Source organism: Legionella dresdenensis (genome assembly GCF_042649825.1).
Taxonomy (GTDB): Bacteria; Pseudomonadota; Gammaproteobacteria; order Legionellales; family Legionellaceae; genus Legionella_C; species Legionella_C dresdenensis.
Map to the genome: position 1 here is coordinate 1 of NZ_JBHSAB010000007.1, position 20,836 is coordinate 20,836.

Genomic DNA, 20,836 nt, shown 5'->3' on the forward strand with positions numbered 1-20,836 from the left:
GTTCCAGAGAGCTAAATGTTACCGAACAATCGCTGGTCACTGCACCGGTGGTATACACTGCGCCGGCCCAGGAACCTGCCGGACACGTTCCGCCGACGGTCGGATTGACGGTATAACCGGGATCCGGGGTGACAGTAAATTGCTGGGTCGCGCCATAATTAATCGTTTGCGGCGTATTGGGGTTAATGGTCAGATTGGCATCGCCGCTTGGCGTGACTGTTGGCATCTGGAGCGAACTAAAGACAACCGAACAATCTCCGGTAATCGCGCCGGTAGTGTACACCGAGCCGGCCCATGAACCGGCAGGACACGTTCCGCCAACGGTGGGATCGATGTTATAGCCGGGGTTCGGGGTTACAGTAAATTGTTGGGTTGCACCCGGCGTCACCGATTGCGGCGTATTGGGGTTAATGGTCAGGTTGGCATCTCCGCTCGGCGTGACGACAGGTTCCAGAGAGCTAAAGGTTACCGAGCAATCGCTGGTTACAGCACCAGTGGTATAAACCGCGCCTGCCCAGGAACCTGCCGGACACGTTCCGCCGACGGTCGGATTGACGGTATACCCGGGATCCGGGGTGACGGTAAATTGTTGGGTTGCCCCATAATTGATCGTCTGCGGCGTATTGGGGTTAATGGTCAGATTGGCATCGCCGCTTGGCGTGACCGTCGGCATCTGGAGCGAACTAAAGACGACAGTACAATCCCCGGTAATGGCGCCGGTAGTATACACCGAGCCTGCCCATGAACCGGCAGGACATGTTCCGCCGACGGTGGGATTGACGTTATAGCCGGGGTTCGGGGTTACGGTAAATTGCTGGGTTGCGCCCGGCGTCACCGATTGCGGCGTATTGGGGTTAATGGTCAGGTTGGCATCGCCGCTCGGGGTGACGACAGGTTCCAGAGAGCTAAAGGTTACCGAGCAATCGCTGGTCACAGCACCAGTGGTATACACCGAGCCAGCCCAGGAACCGGCAGGGCATGTACCGCCGACGGTCGGATTGACGGTATAACCGGGATCCGGGGTGACGGTAAATTGCTGGGTTGCGCCATAATTAATTGTTTGCGGCGTATTGGGGTTAATGGTCAGGTTGGCATCGCCGCTTGGCGTGACTGTTGGCATCTGAAGCGAGCTAAAGACGACGGTACAATCCCCGGTAATTGCGCCGGTAGTATACACCGAGCCGGCCCATGAACCGGCAGGGCACGTTCCGCCGACGGTGGGATTGACGTTATAACCGGGGTTCGGGGTTACGGTAAATTGTTGGGTTGCGCCCGGCGTCACTGATTGCGGCGTATTGGGGTTAATGGTCAGGTTGGCATCGCCGCTCGGGGTGACGACAGGCTTCAGAGAGCTAAAGGTTACCGAGCAATCGCTGGTCACAGCACCAGTGGTATACACCGCGCCGGCCCACGAACCGGCCGGGCATGTTCCCCCAACAGCCGGGTTGACGGTATAACCGGGATCCGGGGTGACGGTAAATTGCTGGGTTGCGCCATAATTAATCGTCTGCGGCGTATTGGGGTTAATCGTCAGGTTGGCATCGCCGCTTGGGGTGACTGTCGGCATCTGGAGCGAACTAAAGACGACGGTACAATCCCCGTTAATGGCGCCGGTAGTATACACCGAGCCTGCCCAGGAACCGGTAGGGCACGTTCCGCCAACGGTGGGATTGACGTTATAGCCGGGGTTCGGGGTTACGGTAAATTGTTGCGCTGCCCCCGGCGTCACCGATTGCGGCGTATTCGGATTAATAGTCAGGTTGGCATCGCCGCTCGGGGTGACGACAGGTTCCACAGAGCTAAAGGTTACCGAGCAATCGCTGGTCACTGCACCGGTAGTGTAAACCGAGCCTGCCCAGGAACCGGCCGAGCACGTACCGCCGACGGTCGGGTTGACGGTATAACCGGGAGCCGGGGTGACGGTAAATTGTTGGGTTGCGCCATAATTAATTGTTTGCGGCGTATTCGGATTAATGGTCAGATTGGCATCGCCGCTCGGGGTGACTGTCGGCATCTGGAGCGAACTAAAGACGACAGTACAATCCCCGGTAATGGCGCCGGTAGTATACACCGAGCCAGCCCAGGAACCGGCAGGACACGTTCCTCCCACGGTGGGATTGACGTTATAGCCGGGGTTCGGGGTTACGGTAAATTGTTGCGTTGCGCCCGGCGTCACTGATTGCGGCGTATTGGGGTTAATGGTCAGGTTGGCATCGCCGCTCGGGGTGACGACAGGTTCCACAGAGCTAAAGGTTACCGAGCAATCGCTGGTCACAGCACCAGTGGTATACACCGCGCCAGCCCACGAACCGGCCGGGCACGTACCGCCGACGGTCGGATTGACGGTGTAACCGGGAGCCGGGGTGACGGTAAATTGTTGGGTTGCGCCATAATTAATTGTTTGCGGCGTATTCGGATTAATGGTCAGATTGGCATCGCCGCTTGGCGTAACTGTCGGCATCTGGAGCGAACTAAAGACAACCGAACAATCCCCGGTAATGGCGCCGGTAGTATACACCGAGCCTGCCCAGGAACCGGCAGGGCACGTTCCTCCCACGGTGGAGTTGACGTTATAACCGGGGTTCGGGGTTACGGTAAATTGCTGGGTTGCGCCCGGCGTCACCGATTGCGGCGTATTGGGGTTAATGGTCAGGTTGGCATCGCCGCTCGGCGTGACGACAGGTTCCACAGAGCTAAAGGTTACCGAGCAATCGCTGGTCACTGCACCGGTAGTGTAAACCGAGCCTGCCCAGGAACCGGCCGGGCACGTACCGCCGACAGCCGGGTTGACGGTATAACCGGGAGCCGGGGTGACGGTAAATTGTTGGGTTGCGCCATAATTAATTGTTTGCGGCGTATTCGGATTAATGGTCAGATTGGCATCGCCGCTCGGGGTGACTGTCGGCATCTGGAGCGAACTNNNTCCCCCGACAGTGGGATCGACGTTATAGCCCGGGTTCGGGGTTACGGTAAATTGTTGCGTTGCGCCCGGCGTCACCGATTGCGGCGTATTGGGGTTAATCGTCAGGTTGGCATCGCCGCTTGGGGTGACGACAGGCTCCAGAGCGCTAAAGGTTACCGAACAATCGCTGGTCACTGCGCCAGTGGTATAAACCGCGCCAGCCCATGAACCGGCGGGACACGTTCCGCCGACGGTCGGATTGACGGTATAACCGGGATCCGGAGTGACGGTAAATTGCTGGGTTGCCCCATAATTAATCGTTTGCGGTGTATTGGGGTTAATCGTCAGGTTGGCATCGCCGCTCGGGGTTACCGTCGGCATCTGGAGCGAGCTAAATGTTACCGAACAATCACTGGTAATCGCGCCGGTGGTGTACACCGAGCCTGCCCAGGAACCGGCCGGGCATGTTCCGCCGACGGTGGGATCGACGTTATAGCCCGGGTNCCCCCGACGGTAGGATTGACGTTATAACCGGGGTTCGGGGTGACGGTAAATTGCTGGGTTGCGCCGGGCGTCACTGATTGCGGCGTATTCGGGTTAATGGTCAGGTTAGCATCGCCGCTCGGCGTAACGACAGGCTCCAGAGCGCTAAAGGTTACCGAGCAATCGCTGGTTACAGCACCAGTGGTATAAACCGCGCCAGCCCAGGAACCGGCCGGACACGTTCCGCCGACGGTTGGATTGACGGTATAACCTGGATCCGGGGTGACAGTAAATTGCTGGGTTGCCCCATAATTGATCGTCTGCGGTGTATTGGGGTTAATGGTCAGGTTGGCATCGCCGCTTGGCGTGACTGTTGGCATTTGGAGCGAACTAAAGACGACGGTACAATCCCCGTTAATTGCGCCGGTAGTATACACCGAGCCGGCCCATGAACCGGCAGGGCACGTTCCCCCCACGGTGGGATTGACGTTATAACCGGGGTTCGGGGTGACGGTAAATTGCTGGGTTGCGCCCGGCGTCACTGATTGCGGCGTATTGGGGTTAATAGTCAGGTTGGCATCGCCGCTCGGCGTAACGACAGGCTCCAGAGAGCTAAAGGTTACCGAGCAATCGCTGGTCACTGCACCAGTGGTATACACCGCGCCAGCCCAGGAACCGGCAGGGCATGTTCCGCCAACGGTGGGATTGACGGTATAACCGGGAGCCGGGGTGACGGTAAATTGCTGGGTTGCGCCATAATTAATCGTTTGGGGCGTATTCGGATTAATCGTCAGGTTGGCATCGCCGCTTGGCGTGACCGTCGGCATCTGGAGCGAACTAAAGACGACGGTACAATCCCCGATAATGGCACCGGTAGTATACACTGAGCCTGCCCAGGAACCGGCAGGACACGTTCCCCCGACGGTGGGATTGACGTTATAGCCGGGGTTTGGGGTTACAGTAAATTGTTGCGTTGCGCCCGGCGTCACTGATTGCGGCGTGTTGGGGTTAATGGTTAGATTAGCATCGCCGCTCGGCGTAACGACAGGCTCCAGAGAGCTAAAGGTTACCGAACAATCGCTGGTCACTGCACCAGTGGTATACACCGCGCCGGCCCAGGAACCTGCCGGGCACGTTCCCCCGACGGTCGGATTGACGGTATAACCGGGATCCGGAGTGACGGTAAATTGCTGGGTTGCCCCATAATTAATCGTTTGCGGCGTATTCGGGTTAATCGTCAGGTTGGCATCGCCGCTTGGGGTTACCGTCGGCATCTGTAGCGAGCTAAAGACGACGGTACAATCCCCGGTAATGGCGCCGGTAGTGTACACCGAGCCTGCCCACGAGCCCGCGGGGCAGGTTCCCCCGACTGTGGGATCGACGTTATAGCCCGGGTTCGGGGTTACGGTAAATTGCTGGGTTACGCCATAATTAATTGTCTGCGGCGTATTCGGGTTAATCGTCAGGTTGGCATCGCCGCTCGGCGTAACTGTCGGCATCTGGAGCGAACTAAAGACAACCGAACAATCACCAGTAATCGCGCCGGTAGTGTACACCGAGCCGGCCCAGGAACCAGCAGGGCACGTTCCGCCGACAGTAGGATCGATGTTATAACCTGGGTTCGAGGTTACGGTAAATTGCTGGGTTGCGCCCGGCGTGACTGATTGCGGCGTATTGGGGTTAATAGTCAGGTTGGCATCGCCGCTCGGCGTGACGACAGGTTCCACAGAGCTAAATGTTACTGAACAATCGCTGGTCACTGCGCCGGTGGTATAAACCGCGCCGGCCCATGAACCGGCAGGGCATGTTCCGCCGACCGTGGGGTTGATGGTATAACCGGGATCCGGGGTTACGGTAAATTGCTGAGTTGCACCATAATTAATCGTCTGCGGCGTATTGGGGTTAACCGTCAGGTTGGCATCGCCGGTTGGCGTGACCGTGGGCATCAGTAACGAGCTAAAGACGACCGAACAATCCCCGGTAATTGCGCCGGTGGTGTAAACCGAGCCAGCCCAGGAACCGGCAGGGCACGTTCCGCCTACGGTGGGATCAATGGTATAGCCTGGGTTCGGCGTTACGGTAAATTGTTGGGTTGCGCCCGAAGCCACGGATTGCGGTGTATTGGGGTTAATGGTCAGGTTGGCATCGCCGCTCGGCGTGACGACAGGTTCCACAGAGCTAAATGTTACTGAACAATCGCTGGTCACAGCACCAGTGGTATAAACCGAGCCTGCCCATGAACCCGCAGGACACGTTCCCCCGACGGTGGTATTGACGGTATAACCGGGATCCGGGGTTACGGTAAATTGTTGGATTGCGCCATAATTAATTGTCTGCGGCGTATTCGGGTTAATCGTCAGGTTGGCGTCACCGCTTGGCGTGACCGTCGGCATCTGGAGCGAACTAAAGACAACCGAACAATCCCCGGTAATTGCGCCGGTGGTGTAAACCGCACCGGCCCATGAACCCGCCGGACACGTTCCGCCTACGGTGGGATTAACGTTATAGCCGGGGTTCGGGGTTACGGTAAATTGTTGCGTTGCACCATAACTAACTGTCTGCGGCGTATTCGGATTAATGGTCAGATTAGCATCACCACTGGGCGTGACGACAGGATCAAGAGAACTAAAGACAACCGAACAATCACTGGTAATCGCGCCGGTGGTGTAAACCGAGCCAGCCCATGAACCGGCCGGGCAAGTTCCGCCAACCGTGGTATTGACGTTAAAACCGGGATCCGGGGTTACGGTAAATTGTTGGGTTGCGCCATAATTAATCGTTTGCGGCGTATTGGGGTTAATCGTCAGGTTGGCATCGCCGCTCGGAGTGACCGTAGGCATCTGTAGAGAGCTAAATGTTACCGAACAATCGCTGGTAATTGCGCCGGTGGTATAAACCGCGCCTGCCCATGAACCCGCCGGGCAGCTTCCCCCGACCGTGGAATTGACCGTATAACCGGGATCCGGCGTTACGGTAAATTGCTGAGTTGTGCCATAATTAATTGTCTGCGGGGTATTGGGGTTAATCGTGAGGTTGGCATCACCGTTCGGCGTGACCGTAGGCATCAGCAGAGAGCTAAAGACGACTGAACAATCGCTGGTAATTGCGCCGGTTGTATAAACCGAGCCAGCCCACGAACCGGCCGGGCACGTTCCCCCGACGGTGGGATTGACGTTATAACCTGGATTCGGCGTTACGGTAAATTGTTGGGTTGCGCCATAATTTATCGTCTGCGGCGTATTGGGATTAATAGTCAGGTTGGCATCGCCGCTCGGCGTAACCGTAGGCATCTGGAGCGAACTAAAAACGACCGAACAATCTCCGGTAATTGCGCCGGTGGTGTACACCGCGCCTGCCCATGAACCCGCGGGGCAGGTTCCCCCGACAGTGGGATCGACGTTATAGCCCGGGTTCGGGGTTACGGTAAATTGTTGCGCTGCCCCCGGCGTCACCGATTGGGGTGTATTTGGGTTAATGATAAGATTGGCATCCCCACTCGGCGTGACGACAGGTTCCACAGAGCTAAAAACGACTGAACAATCGCTGGTAATTGCGCCGGTGGTATAAACCGCGCCTGCCCATGAACCCGCCGGACACGTTCCCCCGACGGTGGTATTGACGGTATAACCGGGATCAGGGGTTACGGTAAATTGCTGGGTTGCACCATAATTAATCGTCTGCGGCGTATTGGGGTTAATGGTCAGGTTGGCATCACCGCTCGGCGTAACCGTAGGCATCTGTAGAGAGCTAAATGTTACCGAACAATCGCTGGTAATTGCACCGGTGGTATAAACTGCGCCTGCCCATGAACCCGCCGGACAGGTTCCCCCGACTGTGGGATTGACGTTATAACCGGGGAGCGGGGTTACGGTAAATTGTTGGGTTGTACCATAATTAATCGTTTGTGGCGTATTCGGGTTAATCGTGAGGTTGGTATCGCCGTTCGGCGTAACCGTCGGCATCAGTAGAGAGCTAAAGACGACCGAACAATCACTGGTAATCGCGCCAGTAGTGTAAACCGATCCTGCCCAGGAACCTGCAGGGCATGTTCCCCCTACGGTGGAATTGACGTTATAACCTGGGAACGGGGTTACGGCAAATTGTTGAGTTGCACCATAGTTAATTGTTTGCGGCGTATTCGGGTTGAAGGTTAAATTGGCATCACCGCTTGGGGTAACCGTATAGGTTGAGGGTTGACTGGCACGGGTAATTTGTAAGGCAATATCATAGCCTGCCTGATAACATTGATTGAGATTCCCCTGATCGCAAAGGACAGGGCCGCCATTGATATCGCTTGTCAGTGCGCTGCCATTCACCTCTAAAGTTAAGATACAGGATTGGTGATAACCCAAGATAGTATCGCATCCCGAGGACTTGATCCCCGTGATCGGAAGCATTATTAATAGATGGGATTTGCTGGATTGATTTGTTACTGTATATTTAACTGTTGCACTTCCTGCGGCACTGACGGTCACCTTTGCAGGATAACCAGCAACTTGCTCAAATGTCCATACCGGTATTCCAGCTTGCCCGATACTCATAGTAAGGATTGTTAATACGCCAACCAGGAATCGAGCAATTTTCTTTCTCAGCATTAGTCTACAGCCTTCCTTACTTAATAAAATCCTAAAATGCAAACTTTACAATAAAAAACAGAAGTTTAGCAAGTTTCAATCTTAATGATTTGTTAAAATTAAACAGATGAAATGTAGACTGGGCTATTTGCCTCCATAGCGGTTAAGTTAAGAATACTGGTATTCCCGAGAAGGAGTCCATTTCTCAAGTTGGTTCCTTACCTTGTTTGATGGATGAACCTCCTTCGCGGGGATGACAAATTTCTTAACCTAATGGCAGTGGGGTTGATACCCTCATTATGATTTCGCCAAATCATCAATAAGGCTGCTGGCTCCTATCCGAAACCATGTTTTATCAAGTGGTCTGTGTAAAAACTGTTGAGCCATAGCCATATAATAATATGCCTCATCCGTTGTTTTAACACCGCCGGAAATTTTAATACCGCAATGGCTGGCACTGTCTTTTAATGCCTTGAGAATCGCAAAAGCAGCCAGGGGAGTTGCTCCCTGGGGAATTTTACCGGTAGATGTTTTTATAAAGTCACAACCAATTTTAATCAGTTCACGGCAAAGAGGATAAATCAGATCTGAGGGCAGGGCGCCTGTTTCGATAATAACTTTAAATAATGCTTTTTTCTTTTTACTTGCTTCTAATGCCTGAGTGCAGTGAGCCAGTGCAGCTTTTCGGATGCCATTAGCATAAGCCTGATAAGGGAAGACATAATCAATTTCATCAACGACAGGCAATTGTTCAATCGCCTGAACAGTGTCAGCTATGGGGTCGCTTCCATCGGGAAAATTAATTACTGTGACTGATTTTGGGGAAACCAGCTTATTGGTATACGCCAAATGCTTTGGATAAACACAAACTGCAGCGACCTGATGTTGATTAGCTTTATCGACTAATGCCTGAATTTCAGCTTCACTTGCTTCATTATTTAATAAAGTCAGATCAATTAAGGCCAAAGCACGCTCTGGCGTATAAGGTTTTTTCTCAAATGTTTGTTGAAACGCTGCAAATTCCTGTTCCAGATTCATGATATCCCTGCCACAAAATGTTTAACAAGCCGGCTTAAACGCTCCGCCGCCCCCGCTGCTGTTGCAACAACTGCCTCATGGTCATGGCTGGTTGTTGCAAGACCAGTGGCATAGTTAGTGATTGTAGCAATAACTGCGGTTTTCATGCCACAATGATTTGCAACCAGGACTTCTGGCACAGTAGACATTCCTACTGCGTCAGCGCCTAAAATACGAAAAGCCCTGATTTCTGCTGCTGTTTCATAATTCGGGCCTAATACTGACAAATAGACGCCCTGATGCAAAGTAATATTTTGTTGTTTTGCCACTTCCAGCAATTTTTCACGCAATCCGATATCGTAAGCATTGTCGAGAGGGAAAAAGCGAGGGCCAAATTCGTCATCATTAGGACCTGTCAAGGGGTTGCCGGGCTGCATGTTGATATGATCGGTAATTAACATTAATTCGCCTGGGCCAACATCCTCCCGCAAGGAGCCTGAAGCATTGGTTGCCAGAAAGTAATCGCAACCCAACAATCGCAATGTGCGGACATAGGTTTTAACGATGTCGTGGGTATTGCCTTCATAGCTGTGAGCACGGCCCTGCAGACATACAACGGGTATACCGGAGAAATAACCAAGAACCATATTACCTATATGGCCATACACAGTTGGCTTGGGGAAGCCGGGCAGCTGTTCATAGCTAATAGTCACTGAATCTTCCAGTTGTTCGGCAAAACTGCCTAATCCTGAGCCAAGTACTATTCCTATGACTGGTTTGAAAGAAGGTAACTGTTTTTTGATAAAATTTGCTGCAAAATGGGCTGCTGTATTCATGTTTTTTTAAATAATCTGGTAAGCAATATATGGGTGCAGACTATACTAATTATCATTGGCAATGACAAGTAATTCATAGCTTCACACGTATCCCGTGCAAGCAAATAAAAAGCCGGCTAGTCAGCCGGCTGATATGAAATATATTAAATTTTACTCATCAGTTAAACGAAAATATTTTGTACCAAAATAACGCAGTAATTTTTTTCTGATAGTACCGCGACTGATACCCAGCATTTTAGCTGCTTGAAGTTGGTTGCCGCGACGCTTTTCCATAACAGCCTGCAGGAGGGGAGGCTCAACTTCAGAAAGAATCATGTCGTACAGATCACCGATGGCTTTGGATTTGTTTTCGGCAAGAAAACGGGTAACAAGATTATAGACCAGTTCCTGCAGGCCTTGCTCTTGTTTAATGCCTTGAGAAGACGTTTGTGTATCAACTACAGTCATCATAACTTCCTTATTTTTGTTAAAACATTCTATCCAAAGCTCCCTTATTTCTAAAGGGAGCTGAATTAATTGTACATGAAGGTTAATTGATAATCTACTATTAAAAAGCCAATATTTTTTAATAAGTTATAAATATTTAATTCCAAAGAACGTTGCAGTTTTTCTTCGCTGCCGCTTCCAGCATGCCAATCAATGGTATGGCGCGGTGCGATAAATTGACTACCGGTTCATCTTCAGCCGATTGGTTAGTGGGCGTATCGCCTTGCTTGAGCAAACCAGTTTTCAGATTGTTGAGCGCGTTTGGAACCTCTTCCGCTTTAAGCGCTCCTGGAACCGTTGCACTATGCCCCATGAGTTTTAATAATTGCTGAGCTATATCGCCAAAAAAAGTTAAATTTTCATAGGCATCACTGCTGAATGTTACTAACATGTCTGGGTCTCCTTATTTGACCCGATTATGAAATTTTATAGGGCGTGCGTCAAGACCAGTGCATTATTGGGTTGTGGATACCGCGGACAAGCCGCGGTAAGTAGAAAATTAAGGCCCTGAGCTGCGGAGGGCTTCACCATTATCAAGTTCTATCTCAAAGACCTCTCCATCATGTTCTACTCCTGCGGGTGACGCAGGGTTACGATTCAAGTGATAATTCCTTGTATTCAAAGGGTCGCTATGAATCAATGGAGCGCATTCATCCTCCTCATCCTTTCTGTCCAGAACAGCGTCAGTTCCGACATATCTCCTATTCGCTGGAGGGATTTTAATTTCCTTGCTACGTCCAGGCAGTTTGCCAAAACTGGAGGAAACAGAGCTCTTGAAGCTCGGACCATCGGGTTCGGTCTGTTCAAGCAAGGTCATTTCATTGTCATTGATAATCTTGGGTTTATCGGTTGAGCGAAGATAGCTGATAAACGACGTAATGACTTTATAGATGAGGCGCAAGGCAACGGTGATCCCGGCACTGTACAGGAATGCGGCGCCAACAACACCCAGAACTGATGCCAAGGGTAATGCTGCGCTGCCGCCAGTTGCAGCCAGGATTGCAGCAAGAACCAGGAAAAAGGCCAGGCCAGTTAATAAAGCTCTATAACGTTTATACCATGGCAACGGCGTTACTCTGGCATTTTTTATCGCCTGATAGCATTCCGCTGGCATGGTATCTTCAATAATTCCTTTTGATACCGCTAATTTACCTGCGCCATGTCTGCCAAGTACAACTTTTATGTTTTTCCAATTGGCATTTTTAATTTCTTTTTTCGCAATCGCCGCCATGTCATTTTCAAAGGCATTATTGACCGTTTTATTATTGGGCTGTGATGTCGCTATTGCTTTCCCCGCTTTGGTTCCACCCAGGAAGCCTGCGTTTAATGCCCGGAAAAAGGGGATGCCCAACGCGGCATCGCCAACCAGCATATACCGTTTACCGTTTACAACTTTGACGGTATTTTTAGCTTTATAGTTATTAAGCGCAACAGCAGATATTTTTACGGAACTATCGATGAGTTTTTCATCGGTAAGAGATTTTCGATAAGCAAGCCAGGGATGAATGCTGTTAGCCAGATTGGTCATTTGACTACTGCCGGCAGTTATATCTTCCAGTTTCAGACCCGACGCGCCCTTGGAATAAACCTGGTCATAAGTCTGTTTGTCAACAAAGAAAAATAATGAAACCGGCGTATTGCCTTCATCATTTTTTTTCCCGACATGCTCCGCTACGAAATGATTGATTTGTGATAAGCCTTCAATGTTTTCTAGCGGGCCAAGTTTACGGGTGTCCGTGCTGGAACTGTATTTTACTTCAACAATGTATTGCAGGTTGTAATCAACCGATTTTTCATCGCCAAAAATCTGCTGTCTGACAGTACTCTTTGCACCATCGGCACCGACAATAGTATGAGCCGAGGGATAGAGTTGCTGAAGAGAGTTTACATTTTCGACTTTTTTGTTTTCAATGACTATTCCCAGATCCAGAGCAAGTTTACGGAGTTTGCCTTCAATTTCGGAGGTAGGAACAGGGCCTTTAAAAACTTCTAGAATCGGTTGAAGGCGGGGATCCTGAGGCGCATCGACAAATGAAGTGGGATCGATGATCAGAATATGGCTGCGTGTGTACTTTTTGTTACGCTCGAGCATTAAGATTTGTTGATCAGGGTTGGTTAATTTGGCAACAATTGCAGTCCATAGACCCACAGGGCCTGCGCCGATAAAGACTATATCGGGTTTTATTTGTTGGTTAACCGGTGTAGCTTCTTCCTGGATGATATCTGAGGGCATTTTCTGATCTCAAAGTAACTTTGGTGTAAAATAATAATACAAATTAGTCTATTTGTAAATAGGATATGAATTAAATGAAATGTTTGGGTTTAGCCCATAACCGTTCAGCCTGAGGAAAATGCGGAGCATTTGTCTCGAAGGCCTGGCACCGTACCACAGGCTTCGAGACAGCGCTAAAGCGCTTCCTCAGCCCGAGCGTTATAGTGAAATGTGGAAATTTAACCCCTTAACTTGACGGATATGGGCTGTAAAGCCCAACATTCAACTTCTCAAGAACTATCTGTGCAAGTGAAGAATCTGCCTGCTCCATGGATAATGAATGTTTAAGCTTTGCCAGGTTCGCTGTCATATTGCCGATCATGGTCTGATTGTTAAGCAGATTTTCCATCATTAAGGACAGCTCATGGGGATTACAATCGTATTGCAATAATTCAGGCACTATCATTTCATTCTGCAACAGGTTGCATAATCCCAGATATTTAACCCGGATGACCTTCATAGCAGCAATATAAGTAATCAAAGATGCCTTATAAATAATACACATCGGTTTTTGTAACAAAGCACATTCCAGCGAAGCTGTACCAGAGGCTACAATCACGCAATCACTACAGGAGACAGCGTCCATTGCCTGATTATTAAGGAAACTGATTGTGATATCAGATCCCTTAAAAAACTGTTTTACTGAATCAGGGTTAAGCGTACCGGCGATTGGCAATACGAAATGTACATCTTGTTGTTTTTGTTGCAGTAACTGAGCTGCCTGGATCATAACCGGCAAATGCATTTCAATTTCATTACGCCGGCTTCCCGGTAAAATCGCGACGATTTTTTTATCGGTCGGCAGATTTAATTGCTGTTTCAATTGAAGAATATTCTCATGCGCTGGCAGTTTGCCAAGCAGGGGATGCCCTACAAACTGTGCTGAAACACCTGCTTGCTCATATATCGCCTTTTCAAAAGGCAGTATAACCGCCATTTGATCAACACACTCGCGAATAGTATTAATTCGGCCTGCTTTCCAGGCCCAGATTTGTGGACCAATATAATAAAGAATTTGTAATCCCAATTCCTGTTTGGCATATTTGGCCAACCGTAAGTTAAAACCGGGATAGTCTACCAGAATGAGCAAATCCGGCTTAACATTCTGTAAATGGGTTTTTATTTTGGCAAATGCCTGTCTGATAACTCGTAAATGCTTAAGAACTTCCGTTAAGCCAGTTACGCCATAGCGGGCCAGATCACTAATCAGTTCAACGCCGGCGGCTTCCATATGTCTGCCGCCAATACCGCTGATTTGTAATGAATTGTCATTGGCACGCAACTCCCTGACCAGATTGGCTGCATGCACGTCGCCTGACTCTTCGCCGGCAATGATGACTATGCGCTTAGGTTGTTGCATAACGGCCTGATAAATTGGTATTAATCAGTGCTGTGATGGTTGCTGCTGTTTTCAGCGCGTTTTTGCCATCTTCCCCAGTAACCAGCGGTTGGGTATCGTGGTGAATACATTCAGCAAAGGCCCTTATTTCCTCAAGCAGGGCATCGCCTTTATCAAATACAGATTCATGACGGGTGATTTCCGGAATACCTGGGAACATTTCACCATCGCCTTTCTGGAAAATAGCGAATTGTTTATTCTGGTAATCAATGGAGATATAACTGTCGTGTTGGAAAATACGAGTTTTGCGCTCTGTTTTATAGCTGATTCTGCTGGCTGTAACATTGGCGACGCATTTGTTTTCAAAGGTAATTCTGGCGTTTGCGATATCAATCGAGGAGGTCAATACCGGGGCCCCGTGGGCGTCAATATGCGCAACAGGACTGTTAACAATTGATTGAATCAAATCGATATCATGAATCATGATGTCGAGAATCACATTGACATCAGTACCACGAGGATTAAATGGCGCAAGACGTTGAGATTCGATAAACAGCGGATTATCAAGATGATCATCCAGAGCAAGGCGAGCTGCATTAAACCGCTCAAGATGACCAACCTGCAGTTTCACATTATGCTTACGCGCCAGCTCTATTAACTCATGAGCCTGCTCAACGGTTTCGGTAATCGGTTTTTCAATCAGGACATGAATTCCGTTAGTTATACAGTCAAGCGCAATTTGATAATGTCGGTTAGTTGTCGCTGCGATACTCACTGCATCAACTTTGCCATACAAATCCTGATAGTTATAGTATGCTGTCGCCTCAAGTTCTTCGGCAACACGATCACATGCTTGCTGGTTAACGTCGCACACGCCAATCAGTTCGACATTGTCGAGCATTTTATACTTCTGGGCGTGAAACCTGCCAAGGTACCCCACGCCAATTACTGCACATCTTAATACACTCATAACTCATACCGACAATAATTTGACATAATGATCGCATTTTCTTATTGATAAATCAATTTTCGAGTTATCATACGTGCCTGCAAACAAGGATAATAAAAATGTATAACTACGAGGCAGGTGTTGATGAGGTAGGTCGAGGGCCTTTGGCTGGTCCGGTAATAACCGCGGCAGTCATTCTACGCGAACCTATTGCAGGCGTTACCGATTCTAAAAAACTGACGGCAGCTAAACGTGAAAAACTGGTTGAAATTATCCAGGCTGAAGCGGTTGCTTTTGCCTATGGCCGTGCGGAAGTTGCGGAAATTGATCGGTTAAATATTCATCATGCTACGTTATTGGCAATGAAACGGGCGGTAGAAAATCTTTCTATACAGCCTGAACGGGTATTGGTTGATGGCTTACACACTCCAAAATTGGCCATACCATGCGAAGCGATTGTAAAAGGCGATTTGCTTATTCCGTCAATTGCCGCAGCATCGATTCTTGCCAAAGTGGCACGGGATAATGAGATGGATGAGCTGGATAAACTTTACCCGGGCTACGGGTTTTCAGGTCATAAAGGTTATCCAACGGTGTTTCATCGCGATGCGTTAAGCAGGCTTGGCCCTTGTCCGATCCATCGTATTTCTTATAGGCCAGTGGCGACATTGCTGGAAACTGTTTGATGTGGAATGAGTGTTGGGCTTTACAGCCCAACACTCCAAACCTTAGAGACTATTAAACAGAATTCGATGTGAGCTGATTGACATTAAAATGCCAAAGCTTGCCATAAAAGTAACCAATGCTGTACCGCCGTAACTTACCAAAGGCAACGGAATACCCACAACAGGCAAGATACCCATTACCATACCAATATTAACAAACGCTGATAGGAAAAAGGTCATCGCCAGGCTTGCGGCCAGCAAACGGGTATAACTTGTTTGAGCTTGCCGGGCAATATGCAGACCTCTTAGGGCAACCAGAATACAAAGGACAATCAGGATCGCGCTGCCTGCAAAACCAAATTCTTCACCGCTTACGGCAAAAATAAAATCGGTAGCATGCTCAGGCAGGAAATTCAGATGGGATTGCGAGCCTTGTAGCCAGCCTTTGCCAAATGCGCCGCCTGAACCAATTGCGATTTTCGACTGGATAATATGATAACCTGCTCCAAGCGGATCCTGCTCCGGATTAAGTAAAGTGATAATCCGCTTTTTCTGATAATCATGCATGACATGCCATAATAAAGGAGCTGCCGCGCAGGCCAGGGCGCCAACCAATACAATGATCCTGATTCGAATGCCGGCCACAAAGATTGCACTTAAACCGGCAAAAATAACCATAATAGCGGTACCCAAATCAGGCTGTTTAGCAATTAACAGCGCTGGAATGAAAATCATAATTACCGCTGTTATCAGCGTTTTAAAATCAATGGGTACTGTTTTACGGTCAAGATACCAGGCGGCCATCATGGGAATCGCCAGCTTCATAATTTCTGATGGCTGAAAGCGGAAAACCCCCAGATCCAGCCAGCGTTGCGCACCTTTACCTATTTTTCCCATTACCATTACCGCCAGTAACAGGCATAAACCTGTACCATACAGCCAGGGCGTCCATATTTTGTATTTGTGCGGCGGAATCATGGCAAAAACAAGCATGACAGACAGAGCGAAAACAAGACGCATACTCTGGCGCATAATCATGCTGAGATCCTGATTCGATGCGCTATACAGAATAAGCATACCAAATACAATTAAACCCAATAACAATCCGAATAAAGGCCAATCCATATGGATTGATTTGGTTGTCAGGCGATAAACAGGGCGCGTTTGTTGTCTTTTCATGATGTTTTTCCATTTTCTTTCAATTGGAAGTAAGCATCCATAACCTTACGTGCTACAAATGAGGCGGCAAAATCATTTTCAACCATGACGGCAATTGCAATTTCCGGCTTTTCAACGGGTGCAAACGCAATAAATAAGGAATGATCGCGTAAGTATTCCGGGATGTCTTCATAACGCTTTTTCTCATACTGGTGTCCACTGAATACCTGTGCTGTACCTGTTTTTGCTGCAACCGAATAAGGGGCATTACGGCCGAAGCGGTAGCCGGTTCCTTCATTGCTGGTAATTACCGAATGCATGGCTTCGATGACGATATTCCAGTTATTCTCATCACGCAGTTTAATTGGATATTCTTCCAGTAACGCATAAGGATGAGTTTCTCCCTTATCGCTTTGGACTGATTTATCCAGTAAATGGGGGCGGTATCGATGACCTTTCTGACTTAAAGCCGCAACCGCATTGGCTATTTGTAATGGCGAGGCCAGCATAAATCCTTGCCCAATTGCGGTAATTAAGGTATCGCCAGGATACCAGGGCACGCCTTTGGCGCGCCGTTTCCAGGGTGCATTGGGCAAAATGCCTGGCGCTTCTTCAACAAGGTCAACGTGCGTCAGTTGACCAAAACCAAATTTGCTGAGCATTTCCTCCAGGGTAGCAATTCCCATCCGATGGCCTAATTGATAAAAATAGGTATCGCAGGAAACAGTGATAGCCCGTCTGACATTAATTACCCCGTGACCGGTTTTTTTCCAGTCTCTATAAGCATGGCTTACGCCGGGTAATTTATACCAGCCTGGATCATAGATGCTGAAATTGGTATCGACCACACCTTTTTCAAGGCCTGCCAGAGCAACATACGGTTTGACTGTTGAAGCGGGCGGATACAGGCCGCGGACTGCCCGGTTATATAAGGGGCGATCTTTGGCGTTGGACAGGCGTTGATAATCAGCGGTATTAATCCCGTTAACGAATAAATTGGGATCATAACTTGGGGAGCTGGCCATAGCCAGAATGCTGCCATTACGGCTGTCAATTGCTACTACAGCGCCGCGTTTGTCCTTTAAGGCGTCAAAAGCGATTTGCTGAAGCCGGATATCGATAGTCAGATACAGTTTTTCGCCTGAAACAGGGTTTTGTTTATTCAGTACACGTATAGTCCTGCCGCTGACATCGGTTTCGACCTGCTGATACCCAACCTGGCCATGCAACAAATCTTCATAGTATTTTTCAATGCCGGCCTTACCAATAAAGTTGGTTGCACGATAATTAACCGGATCAACCTGCTGCAACTCCTGAACGTTAATACGGCCGACATAGCCGAGAAGATGAGCCGTAACTTCTCCTAACGGGTAATAACGCATTAAGCGTGCTTTAATGCTTACACCAGTAAAGCGATACTGATTAGAAGCAAATACGGCGACTTCTTCCTGGCTGAGTTTTAATTTGAGGGGAAGAGGCATGTACGAGCGGTTCTGGCTCCGTGCACGATTGAAATTTTCGATATCGTCATCCGTAATAGACGGCAATAGTACTCGCAGCTTTGCCAACGTGTCGCGCATGTTTTTCACATGCTCAGGTACAACTTCCAAAACGTAAACCGGGGTATTTTCAGCCAGTACGACACCGTTTTTATCCAGTATAATTCCACGGGGCGGGGCAATCGGAATAACGCTCATCTGGTTTTTAAAAGAAAGCGTTTCATAGCGTTTGTATTCTGCAATCTGCAGCCAGGCCAGTCTGGCAATAAGTATTGCTGCGCAGCAGATAACAAATGCGACCAGTATATTAAGGCGTGAAATATGCAGCCTCGATTCAGCACGATCATTTTTTACTGACTGGTGTAAGGGCATAAGTCCGATAAGGCAGGTAAAATAAGGAGCATAGTATACCTAAACTCCTGCAAAATAAGTAGTAGGTTGGGTCATTTGACCCAACAAGCTTTTATCCGCATTCCAAGCCTGAAATGTTGGGTCAAACGATCCAATTTACTTGTGATAGGGGTGATTATTAATAATCGACCAGGCACGATAAATTGCTTCCAGCAAAACAATACGGACAATAGGGTGAGGTAATGTAAGAGCCGATAATGACCAGCTTTCATGACAGTGTTCCAGTGTTTGTCTGGAAAGGCCTTCCGGGCCGCCAATAAGGATGCATAGGTGACTGTTGGTATGCTGCATGGCTTGAAATTTATCAGCCAATTTTTCGCTGCTGAAAGTGCTGCCATTAATTTCCAGGGCGATAACACGGGAGCCTTTGGGAATTGCCTCAATGATTAAGGTTGATTCTTTTTCCATAATTCGATTGAGATCGCTGGCTTTTGAGCGTTTGGCAAGCGGAATTTCAATCAGGTTGAAATTGACATACTCTTTCAGGCGCTTGCTGAATTCATCAGCAGCGGCATTCACCCAGTCCGGCATCTTGTTGCCGCAGGCAATGACTGTAATTTTGAACATGATTGTATATCTGGAAGCGATACTCCTTATTAAGGAGTATCTTCCCAAAGACCTTCAAGATTATAAAATGATCGGCTGTCTGGTTGCATGACATGTAATACAAAATCGCCGAAATCCACTAATACCCAGTCACCGCTTTCAAGACCATTGGCGCTTAAAGCTGGCAGCCCCAAGGCTTTCATTTTTTCCATTGCGGTCTCGGCAACGGCTTTAACATGGCGTGATGCTCTACCGCTGCAAACGATCATATAGTCAGTGACTGACGTCTGTTTGCTGACATCAATAATCTTGATATCGATAGCCTGCATTTCCTCAAGAAAAAAAATCAACTGTTTTAAAAGGGTGGGTTGTTCAGACATTTGCTCAATATATTATCATTAACGAAAAGTGGGCAATCATAGCAGATTTATCATCGCTATTACAGAGTTATTTCCTGAATCTGCTAATTTTGTTTTTCGCCAGTACAAATGGTGTTCATCTTTGCACAGGACAATTTTTATATTGCGTGTAGGTTGGGTTGTTTTGACCCAACATTACCAATCTTTAATCACCTCTCAGGCTTGCTCTTGATGAAAAAGCTTGTTGGGTCAAACGACCCAACCTACAAAATATACCCATTTCTGCGGCTTAAGAATCTGTTAATAATTCCGCCATATAATAATGCAAATTCTTAATTAATACTTAAATCATGCCCACCATCGTTTCTCAGCTAAAACAGGCGATAGATAATCAGGATGAGAATGCCGTTAAAAAAATCCTGGCTGAAAATCCGGGATTGGATCTGAATGAGGTTGCCCCCGGAATATCCGCTTTATGGTGGGCTTTGCATCCGCCGGAAGATAAAACGCCTTCACAAGCTATTATAACTTGTTTGTTCGCCACCCGAAAAATCGATCCCACCATGCAATATGGTGGTATGACGCCTCGTCATTTTGCTTTGGAGCAGACCCGCACTCTTTTGCATGAGCAAATTGTACGTTATGAAGCACAGTATGTCAGACCGCAGGCCGTAAGAGCGGCAGGGGAGCTAAGGAATTTTGTTGCTGACGGCCAAAATACCCATAACAGTGTGATTGTAACAGCAGTTGATAGCAGTATCTCAGCGCTTTATCAACGGTATGGCAATGCGGTTTTTTCTGGCCAGACGATTGAAGATTTTATCAAGGAACTAAAAGCCGGTCAGGGCCTAAGCGAACAGGAGATTAAAGCGGCGCAAAAAGCCTGTGCGCGGATCAAATCGCAAACTGAAGATCGTGCTTATGCGTTACCAGCTAATCAAAGAGTCGTCCTGACCAATCAACAGGTATTAAATCTCCTCTGGCAAGCGGTTAATGATACCCGGCCGGAATCTTTTGTTTTTAATGCCGATATGTCAACTGCTGAAATTACGGCCCGTAAACGGCAGTTGGTCAAACACCTGGCGATGGCCCAATCGGAATATGGCGAAAATAATGCAGCTTGCTGGATGGGTACCCGCAACCAGATAGTCAGCAGTATGGATGCGGTTCACCGGGATGTGGCTATCGCCGAAAGTCTGCCTATCACGGAAGAATCTATCGGATATCAGTATCTGGCTTATTGTAAAAAGCGGCTTGACGAATTGGCAGCAAATGAACCGGCCTTGTTTCGGGATTATGTCTATTATTATTCGCTGCGCGGGTTACCGGGCGGCGCTCAT

General features: G+C 48.6%; 13 protein-coding genes. 2 read left to right on the forward strand and 11 right to left on the reverse strand.

Annotated features, from left to right (window positions below; translation table 11 throughout):
* Positions 1-8,256 precede the first annotated feature (8,256 nt).
* The 7 genes from deoC to ACFORL_RS05730 form a co-directional block, all read right to left on the reverse strand.
* Positions 8,257-8,997, reverse strand: a complete 741-nt coding sequence (gene deoC / locus ACFORL_RS05700; RefSeq protein ID WP_382341980.1) for a deoxyribose-phosphate aldolase — start codon at positions 8,995-8,997, stop codon at positions 8,257-8,259.
* Positions 8,994-9,812 carry a purine-nucleoside phosphorylase gene (locus ACFORL_RS05705; RefSeq protein ID WP_382341982.1) on the reverse strand — a complete coding sequence of 273 codons (819 nt, stop codon included), beginning with the start codon at positions 9,810-9,812 and terminating at the stop codon, positions 8,994-8,996. The genes deoC and ACFORL_RS05705 overlap by 4 nt, the downstream gene beginning before the upstream one ends.
* 150 nt (positions 9,813-9,962) lie before the next feature.
* Positions 9,963-10,259 (reverse strand): helix-turn-helix domain-containing protein, encoded by a 297-nt coding sequence (locus ACFORL_RS05710; protein ID WP_382342002.1) that lies wholly within the window; start codon positions 10,257-10,259, stop codon positions 9,963-9,965.
* A gap of 136 nt (positions 10,260-10,395) precedes the next feature.
* Complete coding sequence (locus tag ACFORL_RS05715) at positions 10,396-10,689, reverse strand: DUF1840 domain-containing protein (protein WP_382341984.1); 294 nt, start codon at positions 10,687-10,689, stop codon at positions 10,396-10,398.
* Between the two features lie 108 nt (positions 10,690-10,797).
* Positions 10,798-12,531, reverse strand: coding sequence for a hypothetical protein (locus tag ACFORL_RS05720; protein ID WP_382341986.1), 1,734 nt, complete (start codon positions 12,529-12,531; stop codon positions 10,798-10,800).
* Between the two features lie 226 nt (positions 12,532-12,757).
* A complete protein-coding gene (lpxB, locus tag ACFORL_RS05725) occupies positions 12,758-13,930 on the reverse strand; it encodes a lipid-A-disaccharide synthase (RefSeq protein ID WP_382341987.1) in 1,173 nt (390 codons plus the stop codon).
* A complete protein-coding gene (locus ACFORL_RS05730) occupies positions 13,917-14,879 on the reverse strand; it encodes a Gfo/Idh/MocA family oxidoreductase (protein ID WP_382341989.1) in 963 nt (320 codons plus the stop codon). The genes lpxB and ACFORL_RS05730 overlap by 14 nt, the downstream gene beginning before the upstream one ends.
* A 98-nt stretch (positions 14,880-14,977) precedes the next feature.
* Here ACFORL_RS05730 and rnhB point away from each other — a divergent pair, with 98 nt between their 5' ends.
* Positions 14,978-15,544 carry a ribonuclease HII gene (rnhB, locus tag ACFORL_RS05735; RefSeq protein WP_382341991.1) on the forward strand — a complete coding sequence of 189 codons (567 nt, stop codon included), beginning with the start codon at positions 14,978-14,980 and terminating at the stop codon, positions 15,542-15,544.
* Between the two features lie 42 nt (positions 15,545-15,586).
* Here rnhB and rodA read toward each other — a convergent pair whose 3' ends face one another.
* The 4 genes from rodA to rsfS all read right to left on the reverse strand — a co-directional run bounded on the left by rodA (position 15,587) and on the right by rsfS (position 19,517).
* On the reverse strand, positions 15,587-16,702 hold the full coding sequence (gene rodA, locus ACFORL_RS05740) for a rod shape-determining protein RodA (RefSeq protein WP_382341992.1): 1,116 nt from the start codon (positions 16,700-16,702) through the stop codon (positions 15,587-15,589).
* Complete coding sequence (gene mrdA / locus ACFORL_RS05745; protein ID WP_382341994.1) at positions 16,699-18,552, reverse strand: penicillin-binding protein 2; 1,854 nt, start codon at positions 18,550-18,552, stop codon at positions 16,699-16,701. The genes rodA and mrdA overlap by 4 nt, the downstream gene beginning before the upstream one ends.
* A gap of 135 nt (positions 18,553-18,687) precedes the next feature.
* A complete protein-coding gene (gene rlmH / locus ACFORL_RS05750; RefSeq protein ID WP_382341996.1) occupies positions 18,688-19,158 on the reverse strand; it encodes a 23S rRNA (pseudouridine(1915)-N(3))-methyltransferase RlmH in 471 nt (156 codons plus the stop codon).
* A gap of 29 nt (positions 19,159-19,187) precedes the next feature.
* Complete coding sequence (gene rsfS / locus ACFORL_RS05755) at positions 19,188-19,517, reverse strand: ribosome silencing factor (protein ID WP_382341998.1); 330 nt, start codon at positions 19,515-19,517, stop codon at positions 19,188-19,190.
* 329 nt (positions 19,518-19,846) lie between these two features.
* On the opposite strand from rsfS, the gene ACFORL_RS05760 reads away from it, so the two are divergent.
* Positions 19,847-20,836 (forward strand): hypothetical protein (locus tag ACFORL_RS05760; RefSeq protein WP_382342000.1); only part of this gene is annotated, 990 nt, incomplete at its 3' end.